The organism is Brevibacterium ihuae, from assembly GCF_900184225.1.
Lineage (GTDB): Bacteria > Actinomycetota > Actinomycetes > Actinomycetales > Brevibacteriaceae > Brevibacterium > Brevibacterium ihuae.
The window spans coordinates 813,188-828,166 of record NZ_FXWZ01000002.1; the positions used below are offsets into that span (position 1 = coordinate 813,188).

10 protein-coding genes are annotated in these 14,979 nt (G+C 73.6%); 6 read left to right on the top strand and 4 right to left on the bottom strand.

The features are described from left to right. The first annotated feature begins 83 nt into the window (after nt 1-83). The gene (locus C1A17_RS03765) at nt 84-1,352 is read left to right on the top strand and encodes a phosphotransferase (RefSeq protein ID WP_101650841.1); all 1,269 of its coding nucleotides are present in this window, start codon (nt 84-86) and stop codon (nt 1,350-1,352) included. Here the strand turns inward: C1A17_RS03765 and C1A17_RS03770 are convergent. Next, complete coding sequence (locus tag C1A17_RS03770) at nt 1,330-4,815, bottom strand: ATP-dependent helicase (protein WP_101650848.1); 3,486 nt, start codon at nt 4,813-4,815, stop codon at nt 1,330-1,332. The two genes, C1A17_RS03765 and C1A17_RS03770, sit on opposite strands and share 23 nt — an antisense overlap. Further along, a complete protein-coding gene (locus C1A17_RS03775; protein ID WP_180953201.1) occupies nt 4,812-8,069 on the bottom strand; it encodes a UrvD/REP family ATP-dependent DNA helicase in 3,258 nt (1,085 codons plus the stop codon). Before C1A17_RS03775 ends, C1A17_RS03770 begins: the two co-directional genes overlap by 4 nt. Nucleotides 8,070-8,180: 111 nt before the next feature. Here C1A17_RS03775 and C1A17_RS03780 point away from each other — a divergent pair, with 111 nt between their 5' ends. Continuing rightward, nucleotides 8,181-8,798, top strand: coding sequence for a TetR/AcrR family transcriptional regulator (locus C1A17_RS03780; protein WP_101650851.1), 618 nt, complete (start codon nt 8,181-8,183; stop codon nt 8,796-8,798). A gap of 79 nt (nt 8,799-8,877) precedes the next feature. Continuing rightward, complete coding sequence (locus tag C1A17_RS03785; protein WP_101650852.1) at nt 8,878-9,102, top strand: DUF3107 domain-containing protein; 225 nt, start codon at nt 8,878-8,880, stop codon at nt 9,100-9,102. 14 nt (nt 9,103-9,116) lie between these two features. Here the strand turns inward: C1A17_RS03785 and C1A17_RS03790 are convergent, their stop codons facing one another. After that, complete coding sequence (locus C1A17_RS03790) at nt 9,117-9,749, bottom strand: ferritin-like fold-containing protein (RefSeq protein ID WP_101650854.1); 633 nt, start codon at nt 9,747-9,749, stop codon at nt 9,117-9,119. A gap of 68 nt (nt 9,750-9,817) precedes the next feature. Here C1A17_RS03790 and C1A17_RS03795 point away from each other — a divergent pair, with 68 nt between their 5' ends. Beyond that, nucleotides 9,818-11,323 carry a DEAD/DEAH box helicase gene (locus C1A17_RS03795; protein WP_101650856.1) on the top strand — a complete coding sequence of 502 codons (1,506 nt, stop codon included), beginning with the start codon at nt 9,818-9,820 and terminating at the stop codon, nt 11,321-11,323. A gap of 85 nt (nt 11,324-11,408) precedes the next feature. Here the strand turns inward: C1A17_RS03795 and C1A17_RS03800 are convergent, their stop codons facing one another. Beyond that, a complete protein-coding gene (locus C1A17_RS03800) occupies nt 11,409-12,254 on the bottom strand; it encodes a PHP domain-containing protein (RefSeq protein ID WP_101650860.1) in 846 nt (281 codons plus the stop codon). 70 nt (nt 12,255-12,324) lie between these two features. Here C1A17_RS03800 and C1A17_RS03805 point away from each other — a divergent pair, with 70 nt between their 5' ends. After that, nucleotides 12,325-13,851: an aminopeptidase P family protein gene (locus C1A17_RS03805; RefSeq protein WP_101651547.1), complete on the top strand. Its 1,527-nt coding sequence runs from the start codon at nt 12,325-12,327 to the stop codon at nt 13,849-13,851. Next, nucleotides 13,848-14,951: a P1 family peptidase gene (locus C1A17_RS03810; RefSeq protein ID WP_101650861.1), complete on the top strand. Its 1,104-nt coding sequence runs from the start codon at nt 13,848-13,850 to the stop codon at nt 14,949-14,951. Before C1A17_RS03805 ends, C1A17_RS03810 begins: the two co-directional genes overlap by 4 nt. The last annotated feature ends 28 nt before the right edge of the window (nt 14,952-14,979 follow it).

A 14,979-nucleotide genomic window follows, 5' to 3' on the forward strand; every position in this document is an offset into this window, starting at 1 on the left:
GACACGTCCGGGTCCCGCGAATCACCGGGGCGCGGCCCGTGCGGTTCGTCGCCACGGGCGGGCATCCCGGGTAGGTTGGGGGTGTGGAGACTCTCGACCTCAAGATCGCTGCCGCCACCGCCGGGATCGTCGACGGATTCGAACCCCGGTCGTGGCTCCCGCTGTCGGATCCGCGCGGCCGGAGGGTGCTCGTCTCCGACGGGGACCGCACCGTCGTGGCGGCGCTGCTGTCCGGGACCGGAGTCGCCGAGGCGGAGGCCGAGGACTACGCGGCGGCGCTGCTCCGCGGTCTCCTGCCGCACACCGCGGTCGCCTTCCCCCAGGTGATCGGTCGCCGGACGGTGTCCGCCGACCAGTACGCGGGCGCCGGGGAGGAGATCCGGGTGAGCGTGCCGCTGCCCGGCACCCCCGTCTCCACCATCGCCTTCGCCGACTCCCCCGCCCTCGTCGACGCCCTCGCCGGATTCCTCGCCGAGCTCCACAGCGCCGATCCGGGCGAGATCGCCGACTCCGGCCTGCCGGTCCTCGACAGCGCCGAGGAGCGGCAGCGCCTCCTCGATGCGCTCGACGCCGGCGCCGCGACGGGACACGTCCCCTCCTCGCTCCTCACCCGCTGGGAGTCCTCCCTCGAGAACGTCGCCACCTGGCGGTTCTTCCCGTGTCCGGTCCACGGCGGGCTCTCGGAGGACGCCCTGCGCACCGACGGGGACGCGATCGCCGCGGTCACCGACCTCGGAGCGCTCCACATCGGCGACCCCGCCGCGGACCTCGCGGCCGTCACCGCACTGCTCGCTCCCGACGCCGTCGAAGCGTTCTTCCGCACGTACCGGCGACTGCGCACGGCCTCCGATCCGGGCCTGCGCAGCCGCACCGAGCTCCGGTCCGAGCTCACCGCTCTCGACTGGCTCCTCGAAGCCCACCGGAGCGGCGATCCCGCCGATCTCGCTGATGCCACCGCGCTCGTCCAGTCCCTCGCCGCGCTGACCGCCGGCCCGGCCGCTTCCCGCGGGCCGTACGGCGGGGACGACACCGCTGGTACCAGAACCGCGCCCGATCAGGACGACTCGGATCTTCAGGATCCCCTCTCGTCTCCGGACCCCGCGGACCCGCACACTCCGGTCACCGCGAGCGCGTCTGCGCAGCAGGACTCCCGGCCCGGCGACGGCACCGCACCCGCGAGCACGGGCGCGAGCTCGAACACCTCGGCCGGAACGTCCTCCGGTGACGCGGCCCGCCCTGCGGTCCGGGCCGCGGACGTGTTCCGACCGACGGCTCCGCTGGGCGGCGACATCGACGAGGAGGCCGCCGCCTCGGTGCCCACCGAGCGGATCACCGACCCCGAGGACCGCTGATCCGAGCGCTCTCCCGGTCCTGCTCGGCGAGGAGGTGCGCACCGGATTCGAGGGCGGCGAGCAGCTCCTCCGCATCGAGCAGCCGCGGGGCGCGCACCACCCGGTCGCTGCCGAGGAAGTAGAACTCCGCCTCGACGGGGATGCCGGCGTACTCCGGCATCCGGGAGAGCGCGAGAGCGTAGACGGAGAGCTGCACCGCCATGGTCCCGAGCGTGTCCTCCCCCGGTGCCTGCGCGGTCTTCCAGTCGACCACGCGGATGCCCTCCGGGGTGCGGAACACGGCGTCGATCTTGCCGGGCACGTGGATGGCGGTTCCGTCGGAGCGCTCGAGGACGAGTTCGAACGGGAGCTCGATCTCCGCGGGCTCGAGGCGGGCGAACTCCGAGGCCATGAAGATCTCGGTGAGCTCGCCCAGCCGCCGCCGGGCCGTCCCGGACAGCGCGACCCCGGCCGATTCGTCGTCGACGTCGCCGAGCGCGGCCTGCCCGTAGTAGTTCTCCACCCACGTGTGGAAGGCCGTACCCAGGCCGGCGGCCTCGTTCGGGGCGTAGGGCATCGGACGGCTCGTGCTCGCGGCGAAGCCCGTCGGATCGCCGAGGAACGCGACGATCCCCGACGTCGACAGGCGTGCCGGGAGGGTGAAACCCTCGCCGTCGCCGGTGCGGGCCTCGTCGAGCGCGATCACCCGGGCGGCGATCGACCGGACCTCCGGATCCGCGGCGGACTCCGCGAGGGTCCGCAGGTCGGGGTGCTCCCCACGTCGCGCGCGCAGCCGCTCGAGATGGGCATGCCGGCGATCGCGGCGCTCGGTGTCGATCATCGGCCACGGGAAGCCGACGATCGGGGCGACCGTGCGCTCGCCGTCGTCCGCGGCCTCCGGCAGCTCGCTCTCATCGCGGCCGAGCACCTCCATCGCCTCGCGCAGGAACGGGGAGAACTCATTGGCTGCGGCCCGGGTCGTGTAGAGCGCGGCACCGAGCCACAGGCGGGACCTCGCCCGGGTCACCGCGACGTAGGCGAGCCTGCGCTCCTCGGTGAGATGGTGCTCCGTGAGCCGCGGCTGGACGTCCACGGCGAGCCATTCCTTAAACTCCTTGGATGAGCAGCCCCCGCGGGCCACGATGTCGAAGGACGGCAGCTTCACCCGGTCGCCGCGCAGGGGGTACGGCAGCGCTCCGGACGCCAGCCACCCCTTCGTCTCCCGCAGCCCGGTCGGCAGATCCCCTTCCACGCAGTCGGGGATCGCCACCGCATCGAACTCGAGGCCCTTGGAGGAGTGGATCGTCATCACCGTGACCGCCGCCGGGTCCTGTTCGCCCTCCGGGTTCGCGAGCGCGTCCTTCGACTCGAGGACGGCGACCCAGTCGAGGAACGTGCGCGCGGTGCCCTCCGGATGCTGCGCGGAGTAGTCGATGGCGAGCGAGACGAAGGCGTCGAGCGAGGCGCGGTGCACCTGCGCCGCGGCGGCGGGCAGGGCTTCGACCTCGGTGTCGATGTCGAGCTCGCGGACGACCTCGCGGACGAGCCCGGGGATCGTCGTCGTCGAACGCCGCAGGGACCGCAGGGCGGCGGCGAGCCGGGTGATCCTGCGCAGCGCGGCCGCGGACAGCCCGACGGCCCGCGCCTCCGCCTGCGCGGTGGTGGTGAGCAGGTCGTCGATGCCCTCGACGAGGGTGATGTCCTCGATCTCCGCCACCGGGCAGGCGGCCTCCCCACCTTCGGGTGCAGCGGTTCCGCGGTCCCCGTCACCGGCAGGCGCGAGCCGCTCGCGCAGGCGACGGCTGCGCCGGCGGGTGAACCGGTCGAGCGCGGCGATGTCCGAGGCCCCGAGGCCGCAGACGGTGCCGCTGAGCAGCCGCATGGCGTGGTCGCCGGCACCGGGGTCGACGATCGCCTGCAGCGCACTGTGCGCGTCGGCGACGAACGGGTCGTCGAGCATGCCGGTGGAGCCGGCGATGTGGACGTCGATCCCGGCGGCGGTGAGCGCGTGGACGACGGGGGCGAACTGGCTGCGCTTGCGGCACAGCACCGCCCGCGTCCAGGCGGGCTCCTCCTCGCCGATCCCCGTCATCCACTGCGCGAGCGCCGCCCACTGATCAGAGCCGTACTCCGCATCGGGCTCACCGGGGGTGGCGGAGATGTCGACGCGTCCGGGCCCGGCGACGGGGCTCGCGGTGAGCGCGTCGGCCGGGTCCGCGTCCGGCAGCTCGGCGGCGAGGCGGTTCGCCACGGCGAGGACCTCGACGTCGTTGCGCCAGCTCGTGCTCAGGGAGAGCGCACGGGCCGGGGTGCCGTCCGGGGAGCGGAAGTGGAGCGGGAACTCGCCGATGTTCCGGGCGCTCGCCCCGCGCCAGCCGTAGATCGACTGCCGGGGGTCCCCCACCGCCATGACCGGCAGGCCGGAGAAGACGGTGCGGAGCAGCTCGAACTGGGAGTCCGAGGTGTCCTGGTACTCGTCGAGCATGACGACCCTCCAGCGTGCACGCTCGATGTCCCGGACCGCAGGGACCTCGGTCATGATCCGGTGGGCGAACGCCACCTGGTCGGAGAACTCCATGGCCGAGTCGGCTCGCTTGAGATCGAGGTACCGACGGGACAGGACCGCGATGCGCCGCTTGCTGACGAGCGGGACGAGTGGGTCCGGGGCGATGTCGCGCCCGACGAGCAGATCGAGGAGCTCGCGGCGAGCAGGGTCCTCCGCCCTCGCCAGGCTCCGCGGACCGGCCGGCGCCTCGCCGAGCCCGGCGCGGGCGGCGAGCGCCGCCGCCTCGTCGATGAGCTGCTCCTTCTCCTCCCGGGGGATCCGCTTCCTCCGGACGGACGCGAGCAGCGCGGCGAAGGCCTCCCCGACGAGGAACCCGTCGATGCAGTCGTCGAGGTGGTCGATGACCGCTTCCGGGGTCTGCAGGTGCTCGTTGATCTGCGAGGAGAGGCTCAGGATCTGATCGATGACGGTCGAGCGGGCGATCCTCGGCGGGATCTCCCGGTCCGTCGCGGCGTCGACCACGGTGCCGGCGAGCGCCATCGCGTCGGCGATGTCGAGCAGCCGGGACTCCGGTTCGACACCGATCCGCACGCCGTGGTCGGCCACGATCCCTGCGGCGAAGGAGTTGTACGTCGTCACGGTGGGGACGTCGATCCCGGGCAGGTCCGTCGCGCCGCGCCGGACGCCTTCGGCCTCGCGGAAGCGGTGGAGCAGCTTCCGGATCCGCTCGTTGAGCTCCCCCACGGCCTTCCGGGTGAAGGTGAGGCCGAGGATCGACTCCGCGTCGACGATCCCGTTGGCGACGAGGTACACGACGCGCTGAGCGATGACCGTGGTCTTGCCCGAACCCGCCCCGGCGATGACCACCGCCGTGTCGAGCGGACCCTCGATGATCCGCTGCTGCTCCTCGGTGGGCGGCGGCACGCCGATGATGTCGGCGAGCCGGAGTGCGGTGTAGTGCGGTGCGACGGGAGTCATGCGCTCTCGGCTCCTGATTCCGGGGCGCCGGCGAAGGCCGGGCACGACGATCTCACCGGACAGGAGCGGCAGATGTCCGGTGCGGGGGTGGCGACGAAGCGGTCCGAGCGCATGCCCTCGGCGATGCCGGCGACGAGGGTCTGGGCCCAGGCGGGATCCGCGGACTCGTCGAGCGCCGGCTGCTCACGCTGGGTCGGTGATGCGTTGCGCAGGTAGACGAGCTCCGCCCCGGCGGGCTCGCCGGTGATCCGGGTGCCGTCGGCGCGTTCGGCGCCCCCGGCGCGCAGCGCGAGCTGGTAGACCCCGAGCTGCGGATGGGTGATGCCGTCGGCGCGGGACACGGGGGTCTTCCCGGTCTTGAAGTCGACCGGGCGCACTCCGTCCGGGGCGCCCGCACGCCCGGGGATGATCTCGAGGCGGTCGATCCGGCCGGTGATCCGCCACGGCGCCCCGAGGGCTCCGTCCGGAGCGGCCGCGTCGACGCCCACCTCGACGGCGACCTCGAGATCCGGGCGGCGCTCGAACGACTCCCGCAGGTACCGATCGAGGTTCTCCACCATCCGGCGGCCGGTCGCGTACTCGCGGTCGCGCTCCCAGGCGGCCTCGAACTCGATCTCGGCGAACCCCGCGTCGAAGTCCTCGATCATGTCCGCGAAGCCGCCGCGGGGATGGGATTCGGCGATCGCATGGATGAGGGTGCCGAGGCTCTGCGCGCGCGAGCTCGCGGTCCGGCCGCCGTGCCGGGTGAGGAACCAGCGCAGGGCGCACGCGGTGAATTCCTCTGCGGCGGACGGGGAGATCCGGGCCTCGTCCTCCGGTCCGAGCAGCGGGGTCGACGTCGTCACCTCCTGCCAGGCCGTCCAGTTGTCCGGGTTCGCCTCCGCCACTCCGTGCGCGGCGAGCGCGAGGAGCAGGTCCGCCCACTCGCGGGTGTCCGAGCCGCCGTCCGCGGCGGCGACGAACCGGCTGCGCGCACGGGCCGCGGCCTGGCGGGCGCTCACCGGGAGGAGCTCCGAGGCGGCACCGCTGTCCGGTCCGGCGTCGTTGCGGTCGTCCGGGACGACGGCGGGAGGAGCGAGCTCCTCGACCGCGGGATGGGCGGCCACGGTGTCGAAGAACGCGCTCGGCGACGTGTCGCCGTCGTCGAGGGCCATGACGACGAGGTCGTCGGCGGCGCGGGTGATCGCGCTGAGGAACAGCCGGCCCTCGTCGATGATCGTCGCGCGCCGCCGGCGGGCGTACTCCGCGCCCGCGTCCGGGTCCGGCTCTCCCCCGGTGAGGCCGAGCAGCAGCGCCTCGGTGGCGAACATCGAGCCGCGCACGCGCGGGTCGGGCCACTGTCCCTCGTCGACGTCGACGACGACGACTCGGGAGAAGCTCCGGTGCGCCAGCGCCGCCGGCGAATCGACCCGGACCGCGGTCCGCGTGCGGCGGGCGGCGAGCGAATCCTGCGCGAACTCCTGGTCGATGACGAGAGCGGCGAAGGATCGCGCCCGCAGCGACCCCCGGCCCGCGAGGTCCTCCCCCAACTTCTCCGCCAGCGAGATCAGCCGCAGGACGGCGTCGAGGCGGTCGTTGATCGGATCGCCGGGGCTGTGGAGCGCGCGCGCCCGCCACGCCCGTGCGACCCCGGTGGACCGCCAGAGCCGCCACACCGCGGTGTGCGCGTCCGCCTCCGCGACGTCCGCGGCGGTGTCGAGCACCGCGGCGAGGGTGCTCAGGGGTTCGGGCAGCCCGGCCGGCGGCAGGTCGAGCAGGGCGCGCACGAGAACGGACCCGGGGCGGGCGGGGCGAGCGGCCCCGTCGTCGTCCGGGGTGTCGACCGCGCTGCGGGAGAGGAGGACCGCGGCTTCCCGCTCGAGTCCGCGCAGGGCGACCGCGTCGACGCCGAAGTACGGCCCGGTGAGGAGCTCCCGCATGAGATCGCCGAGGGCCTCCGGATCACCGAGGTCGACGGTGAGCGCCCGGAGCAGAGGAGCGGTCGCCGGGTCGGTGCGCAGCGGGAGCTCGACCGCGCCGACCGGGATCCCGAGGTGCCCGAGCTCCTGCCGGAGCGCGGCCGCGGTCCCCGAGGTGCGGCCGATGACGGCGATGTCGGACCAGTCCGTCCCCGCATCGTGGAACCACGTGCGCAGCAGCGCGGCCACGGTGCGCGACCGCTCCGCGGCCGAGTTCGACCGCGCCACCCGCACGCGCGAGTCCCCGTCCGGTGCGCCTGCGGCCGTGCGCGGGACGTGGCCGTGCGCGAGGTCCATGGAGATCCGCCGCGCGAAGTCCTGGGACACCGCGGCGATCGCGCCGGCACCCCGCACGTGCCCGGCCGCTGCGTCGAGGACGAGGGTGCGGTGGCCCGCGGGTCCGGCGATCACCGGAGCGCCGTGGGCTGTGGCCGCGGCGACGACGGAGCCCGAACCGCCCCGGAAGCCCTGGGTGCCGGTGTCCGGGGACACGGCGACGGCGATCCCTGTGCCGAGGTCGCGCAGTCCGCTGAGGACGGCGACCGCGGCGTCGGGCAGGTCCTGCGCGGCGTCGACGAGGAGGTAGCGCGGGACGATCTCCCCCGCGAAGCTCCAGCGCCGCCCGGCGACGGTGCCGGCCTCGCGCTCCTCGCGCAGCACGGCGGCGGCCTCGGCGAGGACGGCCGCGGTGTCGACGCCGCCGAACACCGGTACGGCGAGCTGGTCCTCGTAGTCCTGCAGGACCTGGGCGACGGCGGTCCACTCCTGGCGTCCAGCGGCCCGCGCGACCGCCAGCACGTCGGCCGGAGCGCAGCCGCGCTCCATCACCCGGTTGAGCACCTCGCGGAGCTCGTCGCGGAAACCGGCGGTGCGCCGCACCTCGGCGGTCATGCGGGCGGGCCAATCCGGCGGCGTCGCACGGCCCTGCTCGTAGCCGTCGAGGAGCGCGGCGAGCAGTGCGTCCTGGTCCGCCCCGGACACGAACCTCGTGCCGGCGCCGTCGCGCACTGCGGCCTGGGCCGCGACGATGCCGAAGGCGAGGGAGTGGATGCTCCGTGCGGCCGGAGCCGTCCGCACCTGCCCGGGGTCGGGCGCGATCCGGTCGCGCAGGTCCGAGGCATGGTCCCGGGTGGGGGTGAGCACGAGCGTGTCGTCCGGCCCGGTGGCCGGCAGCCCCGCGAGGTGGCGGTGCACCGCCGTGAGGAGCGCGGTCTTCCCGGTTCCCGGCGCTCCGACGACGGTCACTGCGGTGCCTTCGACGAGGTCGCGTGCGATGTCCTCCGGACTGATTCCCATGTCATTCATTGGAACACGCGGCACGGACACGGGCCGAGCGGAAGGGAGATCCCGGTCACACCCGTATGGACATTTGAGCGATCGGCACTCCCGAGACGATAAGCTGGGGGGATGACGAAATCGCAGAGGATGCCGCAGGCGCAGCGCCGCGATCAGCTGGTCTCCGTCGCCACGGAGGTCTTCTCCCGGTCCGGCTACCGCACCGCTTCGATGGATGCGGTGGCGATCGCCGCGGGCGTGTCGAAGCCCGTGCTGTACCAGCACTTCGACTCGAAGCAGTCCCTCTACCTCGCGGTGATCGATGCCGCGAACGCCGTCTTCGACACCGTGCTCACCGAGGCGCTCCACTCGAGCGATGACAACGAGGAGCGCGTGAGCGCCGCGATCTCCGCGTACTTCGACTTCGTCACCGATCACCGCGCCGAGTTCCTCATCATCGCGCGGGCCGATTCCTACGAACCCGGTGCCCTCAAGCGCGCGAGCACCTCGTCCGATCGGGCCGCGACCTGGATCGCCGAGCTCATCCAGCGGGAGTCGGCCGCCACCGCGGCCGAGGCCCGGCTGCTCGCCCGGGCCGTCACGAGCATGGCCGAGGCCGCAGCTCTCGAGCTCGCCGAGAGCGGTGAGGTCGAGGCCGACGCCGCCTCCCAGCTCATCGGCGGCGTGCTGTGCAACGGCATCGGATCGCTGCCGGATCCGCCCGAGGACGGAGCCGCCGACGCGTCCTGAGAGGGCGCACTAGAGTGGTGTCCGACCCCAGACCGCGCCCAGGGCTCCCGGTGCGCGGCGGATTCGACGAAGGAGACACATGGAGATCAGGATCGGCGTGCAGCACGCACCCCGCGAACTCGTCATCGAGAGCACCGCGACCGCGGAGGAGATCACCGAGCAGGTGAGCTCCGCCCTGTCCGGCTCCGGCGTGCTCGGACTCACCGACTCCAAGGGCCGGCAGATCCTCGTGCCGGCCGCCGCGCTCGCCTATGTCGAGATCGGCGAGGAGCAGCAGCGACGGGTCGGATTCGGGATCGGCTGACCTGCCCGGACGCCTCAGGCGACGAGGTCGAGGGCGGCCATCCGGCGGGAGTGGTTCGTCATCACCCGCTGGGAGATCGCACCCACGGCCTCGTCGTCGACCGCGAGGTCGAAGCGCTCGATGAGCTGCCGGCCGCGCACGAGCGCCTCGCCCACGAGCCGCCTGCCCCACAGCGCGAGCCGCGAGGACAGCTCGGGGTGCTCGCTGATCGCCTGCGCGAGCCGACGGCGGAGGTGATCGGACTGCCGTGTATCATCGAGTACGGAAGTGGCCACCCGCTCGCTCGTCCCATCGAGGTTGACCAGGGCCGCGCGATAGAAATCTCTGTTGATCCCGTCGAAGACGTACCCCTTCATGAGGCTTTCGTACCAGTCACGCGGCCGGGTGCGTTCCCGCAGTGCGGTGAACGACGGCTCGACGTCCTCCAGGAGCACCGCGATATCGCCGCCGAGCGCCTCCGTGCGCGCGGCCAGCGCCTCGTAGTTGCCCAGGGCGACACCCGCGACGCCGATGAGATCGACCCGGTCCCGGACGCTCGGTGCGGACTGCGCGTCCGCCGCGGCGCGCTCGACCGCGGTGAGCTCCCCGAACGCGAGGATCGCCAGGGTGGTCAGCCGGACATCGGCGGTGGGCTCGGCAGCAGACATGCGGTCAGCCTACCGCGAGGCACCATGACAGAACGTGCTCCTGACGGGAGCACCGTGAGGAGTACGGAATGACAGAGATCGCAGCCGAGACCATCGACGTCGACGAGGTCGAGACCCCGCCGGAGCAGACGTTCGCCGACCTCGGCGTCGCAGAGCCCATCGTGGCCGCGCTCGCCGACTCCGGCATCACCACCCCCTTCCCGATCCAGGCGCTCACCCTGCCCGTGGCACTCACCGGGGCCGACATCATCGGCCAGGCGAAGACCGGGACCGGCAAGACCCTCGGGTTCGGCATCCCGCTGCTCCAGCGCGCCGTCGGGCCCGACGAGGGCGCCGCCCGGATCGAGGGCCGCGCCCCGCAGGCGCTCGTCGTCGTCCCCACCCGCGAGCTCGCCCAGCAGGTCGCGGAGGATCTGCGCACCGCCTCGACGAAGCGCAACCTCTCGATCATCACGATCTACGGCGGCAAGGACTTCGACCCGCAGATCGCCGCCCTCAAGTCCGGCGTCGACGTCGTCGTCGGCACCCCGGGCCGCCTGCTCGACCTCTACGGCCGCCGGGTGCTCCGCCTCGACTCGGTCAACACCGCGGTGTTCGACGAGGCCGACGAGATGCTCGATCTCGGCTTCCTCCCCGACGTCGAGCGGATCGTCGACGCGCTGCCCGCCCATCGCCAGACGATGCTCTTCTCGGCCACCATGCCCGGCCCGGTGATCTCACTCGCCCGGCGCTACATGAATCGTCCGACCCACATCCGCGCGCAGGACCCCGACGATCACACGAAGACCGCGAAGAACACCACCCAGTACGTGTACCGCGCGCATGCGATGGACAAGAGCGAGATGGTCGCCCGGATGCTCCAGGCCGAGGGGCGCGGCCGGACCATCATCTTCGCCCGCACGAAGCGCACCGCCGACCGGCTCGCCGAGGAGCTCGTCGACCGGGGGTTCACCGCCCGGCCGCTCCACGGCGATCTCAACCAGCAGATGCGCGAGCGGGCGCTCAAGGCCTTCCGGGAGAACAAGGTCGACGTGCTCGTCGCCACCGATGTCGCCGCGCGCGGCATCGACATCGACGACGTCACCCATGTCGTCAACTACCAGTGCCCCGACGACGAGAAGACCTACGTCCACCGCATCGGCCGCACCGGCCGCGCCGGCCAGTCCGGCATCGCGGTGACGTTCGTCGACTGGGACGACATGCCGCGCTGGCGCCTCATCAACAAGGCGCTCGACCTCGACTTCGACGAGCCGGCGGAGACCTATTCGACCTCCCCGCACTTCTTCGAGGACCTGCGGATCCCCGCGGGCACCAAGGGCCGGCTGCGCCGTCGCAGGCCGGTGGCCGGTCAGGACGGCGACGCCGAGGCGTCCCGCGGCGGACGCGGCCGACGCCGGTCCGGCGAGGGCCGCGGCGACAGCCGCCGCTCCGGCGGCGGACGCACCGACTCCGAGCGCGCATCAACGCGCGACGGCGGCGCGGGAGAGGATCGGCCCCGACGCCGGCGGCGCCGCACCCGCGGCGGCAAGCCGCAGGGCCGCGCCTCGCGCTCCGAGGGCGGTCGCGAAGGCTGAGCTCCGCTCCCCGATGACGCACGACGGCTCCGGGCCGACGATCCAGCAGGGTCGTCGGCCCGGAGCCGTCTGCGTGCGGGGGGGCTCAGCCCCCGATGAGCGGCACGCCCGAGGCGGCGGCCGCGAGGCGCTCGAGCATCGCGGGATCGGTCGTGTGCTCGGCGAGCCGGTTCGGCTTGCCGGTGCCGTGGTAGTCGCTCGACCCGGTGATGAGGAGATCATGGTCCTCCGCGAGGTCGCGGAGCTTCACGCGCGCGCTCGGCGGATTGTCCCGATGGTCGACCTCGAGCCCGTCGAGACCCGCCTCGATCATCGCCCGCACCCCGGAGTCGGGCACCGTGCGCCCGCGCATCGAGGCCCGCGGATGGGCGAACACCGAGACCCCGCCGGCCTCGCGGACCATGCGGATCGCCTCGATCGGCGAGATCGTCGGCAGCGACACGTAGTACTTCGAGTGCGTGGTGAGGAGGCCGGCGAACGCCGCCGAGCGGTCCTCCACGACCCCGGCGGCGACGAGTGCGTCGGCGATGTGGGGGCGCCCGATGGTCGCCTCCTCGCCCGCGTGGGCGAGCACGCCCTCCCAGGTCACCGGATAGTCCTCGGCGAGGCGCTCGACCATCGTCCGGGTCCGCACGAGGCGGGCGCGGCGCGCATCGGTCACCGTCGCGGTGAGCTCCGCGGCGTCCGGGTCGTGGAGATAGCTGAGGAGATGCACGCTGATGCCCTCGTAGCGGCACGAGATCTCCATCCCGCGCACGAGGCCGATGCCCGCGCTCCGGGCCGCGGCGACGGCCTCGTACCACCCCGCCGTGGTGTCGTGGTCGGTGAGGCCGAGCACGGCGATCCCGCTCTGCGCCGCCTCCGCGACGAGCTCCCCGGGACTCTGGGTGCCGTCGGAGTACCGCGAGTGCGTGTGCAGGTCGATCGCCATGGCTCCGATTGTAGGCCCCGCCTCCCCCGCACCCGCCCTCACCGGCGGATCCGCCCCTAGAATGGGCGGCATGACGACCGAGGAATCAGCAACCGGCCCCACCACCCCCGACCAGCCGCTCGCGGACCGGGTGAACACCCGATCCCGGCGCCCGCAGTCGGCCGCGTTCCGCGATTTCGTCGCCTCCGGCTGGGACCGGGCGAGCGCCGGCGACGCGCAGCCGCTCCCCGCCGCCGCCTGGACCCCGGCGCGCCGTGAGGCGCTGTCCCGCAGCTTCCCCGGCGAGCGCCTCGTCATCCCGGCCGGCGGTCTCAAGGTCCGGTCGAACGACACCGACTACGTGTTCCGCGCCCACTCCGCCTTCATCCACCTCACCGGACTCGAACAGGACTCCGAGCCGGATTCGGTGCTCGTCCTCGAGCCCACCGAGGACGGGCACGAGCAGACCTTCTACTTCCGGCCGCGGGCCGGCGCCGACACCGAGGAGTTCTTCTCCGACTCCCGCTACGGCGAGTACTGGGTCGGGCCCCGCGAGGACCTCGCGACGATGGAGGCACGCACCGGGATCGCGTGCGCCGACATCCGCGAGGCGCCCGAGGCGATCACCAAGGATCTCGGCTCGGTCTCCGTGCGCCTGCTCCGCGGGGCCGACACGGTCATCGAGGCGCAGATCGACACCGCCCGGGAGCAGGTCGCCGCCGACCTCGAGATCTCCCTCGCCGGGGACGACGAGCTCGCCCAGTTCCTGTCCGAGCTGCGCCTCATCAAGGACGAGTACGAGATCGGCGAGATGCGCCGCGCCGTCGACATCACCCGCGCCGGGTTCGACACCGTGGTCGCGAGCCTCCCGCGCGCCGTCGCCCACGCCCGCGGCGAGCGGGTCATCGAGACCGCCTTCGCCCAGGCGGCCCGGTCCGACGGCAACGGCGTCGGCTACGACACCATCGCCGCCGCCGGCGACCACGCCTGCACGCTCCACTGGATCAAGAACACCGGGGCGGTGGCGGACGGCGATCTCGTCCTCGTCGACGCCGGCGCCGAGGCCGATTCCCTCTACACCGCCGACATCACCCGCACCCTGCCCGTGTCGGGCACCTTCACCGAGGTCCAGGGCAGGATCTACGACGCGGTCCTCGAAGCCGCCGACGCCGCGTTCGCCGTCGCCGCCGAGCACACCCGCCGACCGGTCGTGTTCGCCGAGGTCCACGACGCCGCGATGCGGGTCATCGCCCACCGCCTGGCGGACTTCGGACTGCTGCCGGTGAGCGTCGACGAGGCGCTCGCGCCCACGGGACAGCAGCACCGCCGCTGGATGGTCCACGGCACGAGCCACCACCTCGGGCTCGACGTCCACGACTGCGCGCAGGCCCGCGCCGACATGTACCTCGGCGCCGAGCTGCGGCCCGGCATGGTGTTCACCATCGAGCCCGGCCTCTACTTCAAGGCAGCGGACCTGCTCGTCCCGGAGGAGTACCGCGGCATCGGCGTGCGGATCGAGGACGACGTCCTCGTCACCGAGGACGGGGTCGAGAACCTCTCCGCCGGCTTCCCCCGCACCCGGGCCGAGGTCGAGGCCTGGGTGCAGGGCGCCCGATGACCGCCGGGCCGGCCCGGAGCGTGCTCCGTCGCGGCCGGGGCGTCCTCGAGGTGCCCGGCGTCGCGCTCGGGCACGCGTGGCACACCGGTGCCGGCCGGCTCACCGGCACCACGGTGATCGTGCCGCCGCCCGGTTCGACCGCCGGCGTCGACGTGCGCGGCGGCGGACCGGCCACGCACGAGACCGATGCCCTCGCACCGGGCACCCTCGTCGACGGCGCCGATGCGATCGTCCTCACCGGCGGCAGCGCCTTCGGCCTCGCGACCGCCCACGGCGTGCAGCGCGGCCTCCGGGCCGACGGCCGCGGCTTCCCCGCCCCGGGACTGCCGGGGGTGACGGTGCCGATCGTGCCCGCGGCCGGGATCTTCGACCTCGGCCGCGGAGGGGAACCGTGCGCGCCGCCGGACGAGGCGGACGGCCACGCCGCCTACCGCGATGCCCGCACGGACCAGCCGCACCTGCGCGGCTCCCTCGGCGCCGGCACCGGGGCATGGACCAGGCGCGGCCTCGTGCGCGGCGGGCTCGGCCAGGCGGTCGTCACCACGCCGAGCGGCCACACCGTCGCCGCCCTCGCCGTCGCGAATCCGATGGGCGGCGTCCTCGACCCCGCCGGTCGCCTCCACGCCGCCTCGGTGCTCGCCGTCCACGGCATCGAGGTTCCCCCGGCCGCATCCGCTCCGCGCGCCGGCGCGCAGGGCTCCGGGAACGCCGCGCCCGGCCCCGCCGACAGCGCCCGCAACACGACGATCGCGTGCATCGTCACCGATGTCGGTCTCGACCCCGCGCGCACCGCCCGGCTCGCGCAGTCGGCCCATGCCGGACTCGCGCGCGCGATCCACCCCTCGCACACGCTGTTCGACGGCGACACGGTCTTCGCGGTGGCGACCGGTGAGAGGCGGGAAGCGATCGTCGACCCGCTCGTCCTCGTCGAGCTGGGCGTCGCCGCTGCCGACGCGCTCTCCGCCGCGATCGTCGACGCGGTGCTGTGCGCGGAGCCGGACCCCGTACCCGGCCGCGTCACCGCCGCCGGGGTGCCCGCTCCCCCGGCGCTCGTCGAATCGGCCCCGGACACCGCGCGCGCCTGGCGCGCACTCGCCTGAACGGCGCGACCGGCTGCCCGCACCGAGC

Excerpts from the sequence above, each read along its gene's own strand:
- C1A17_RS03800 (WP_101650860.1), bottom strand. The coding sequence starts at position 12,254 with ATGGCGATCGACCTGCACACGCACTCGCGGTACTCCGACGGCACCCAG.
- C1A17_RS03805 (WP_101651547.1), top strand. The coding sequence starts at position 12,325 with ATGACGACCGAGGAATCAGCAACCGGCCCCACCACCCCCGACCAGCCG.
- C1A17_RS03795 (WP_101650856.1), top strand. The coding sequence starts at position 9,818 with ATGACAGAGATCGCAGCCGAGACCATCGACGTCGACGAGGTCGAGACC.
- C1A17_RS03810 (WP_101650861.1), top strand. The coding sequence starts at position 13,848 with ATGACCGCCGGGCCGGCCCGGAGCGTGCTCCGTCGCGGCCGGGGCGTC.
- C1A17_RS03775 (WP_180953201.1), bottom strand. The coding sequence starts at position 8,069 with ATGGGAATCAGTCCGGAGGACATCGCACGCGACCTCGTCGAAGGCACC.
- C1A17_RS03770 (WP_101650848.1), bottom strand. The coding sequence starts at position 4,815 with ATGACTCCCGTCGCACCGCACTACACCGCACTCCGGCTCGCCGACATC.
- C1A17_RS03780 (WP_101650851.1), top strand. The coding sequence starts at position 8,181 with ATGACGAAATCGCAGAGGATGCCGCAGGCGCAGCGCCGCGATCAGCTG.
- C1A17_RS03785 (WP_101650852.1), top strand. The coding sequence starts at position 8,878 with ATGGAGATCAGGATCGGCGTGCAGCACGCACCCCGCGAACTCGTCATC.
- C1A17_RS03790 (WP_101650854.1), bottom strand. The coding sequence starts at position 9,749 with ATGTCTGCTGCCGAGCCCACCGCCGATGTCCGGCTGACCACCCTGGCG.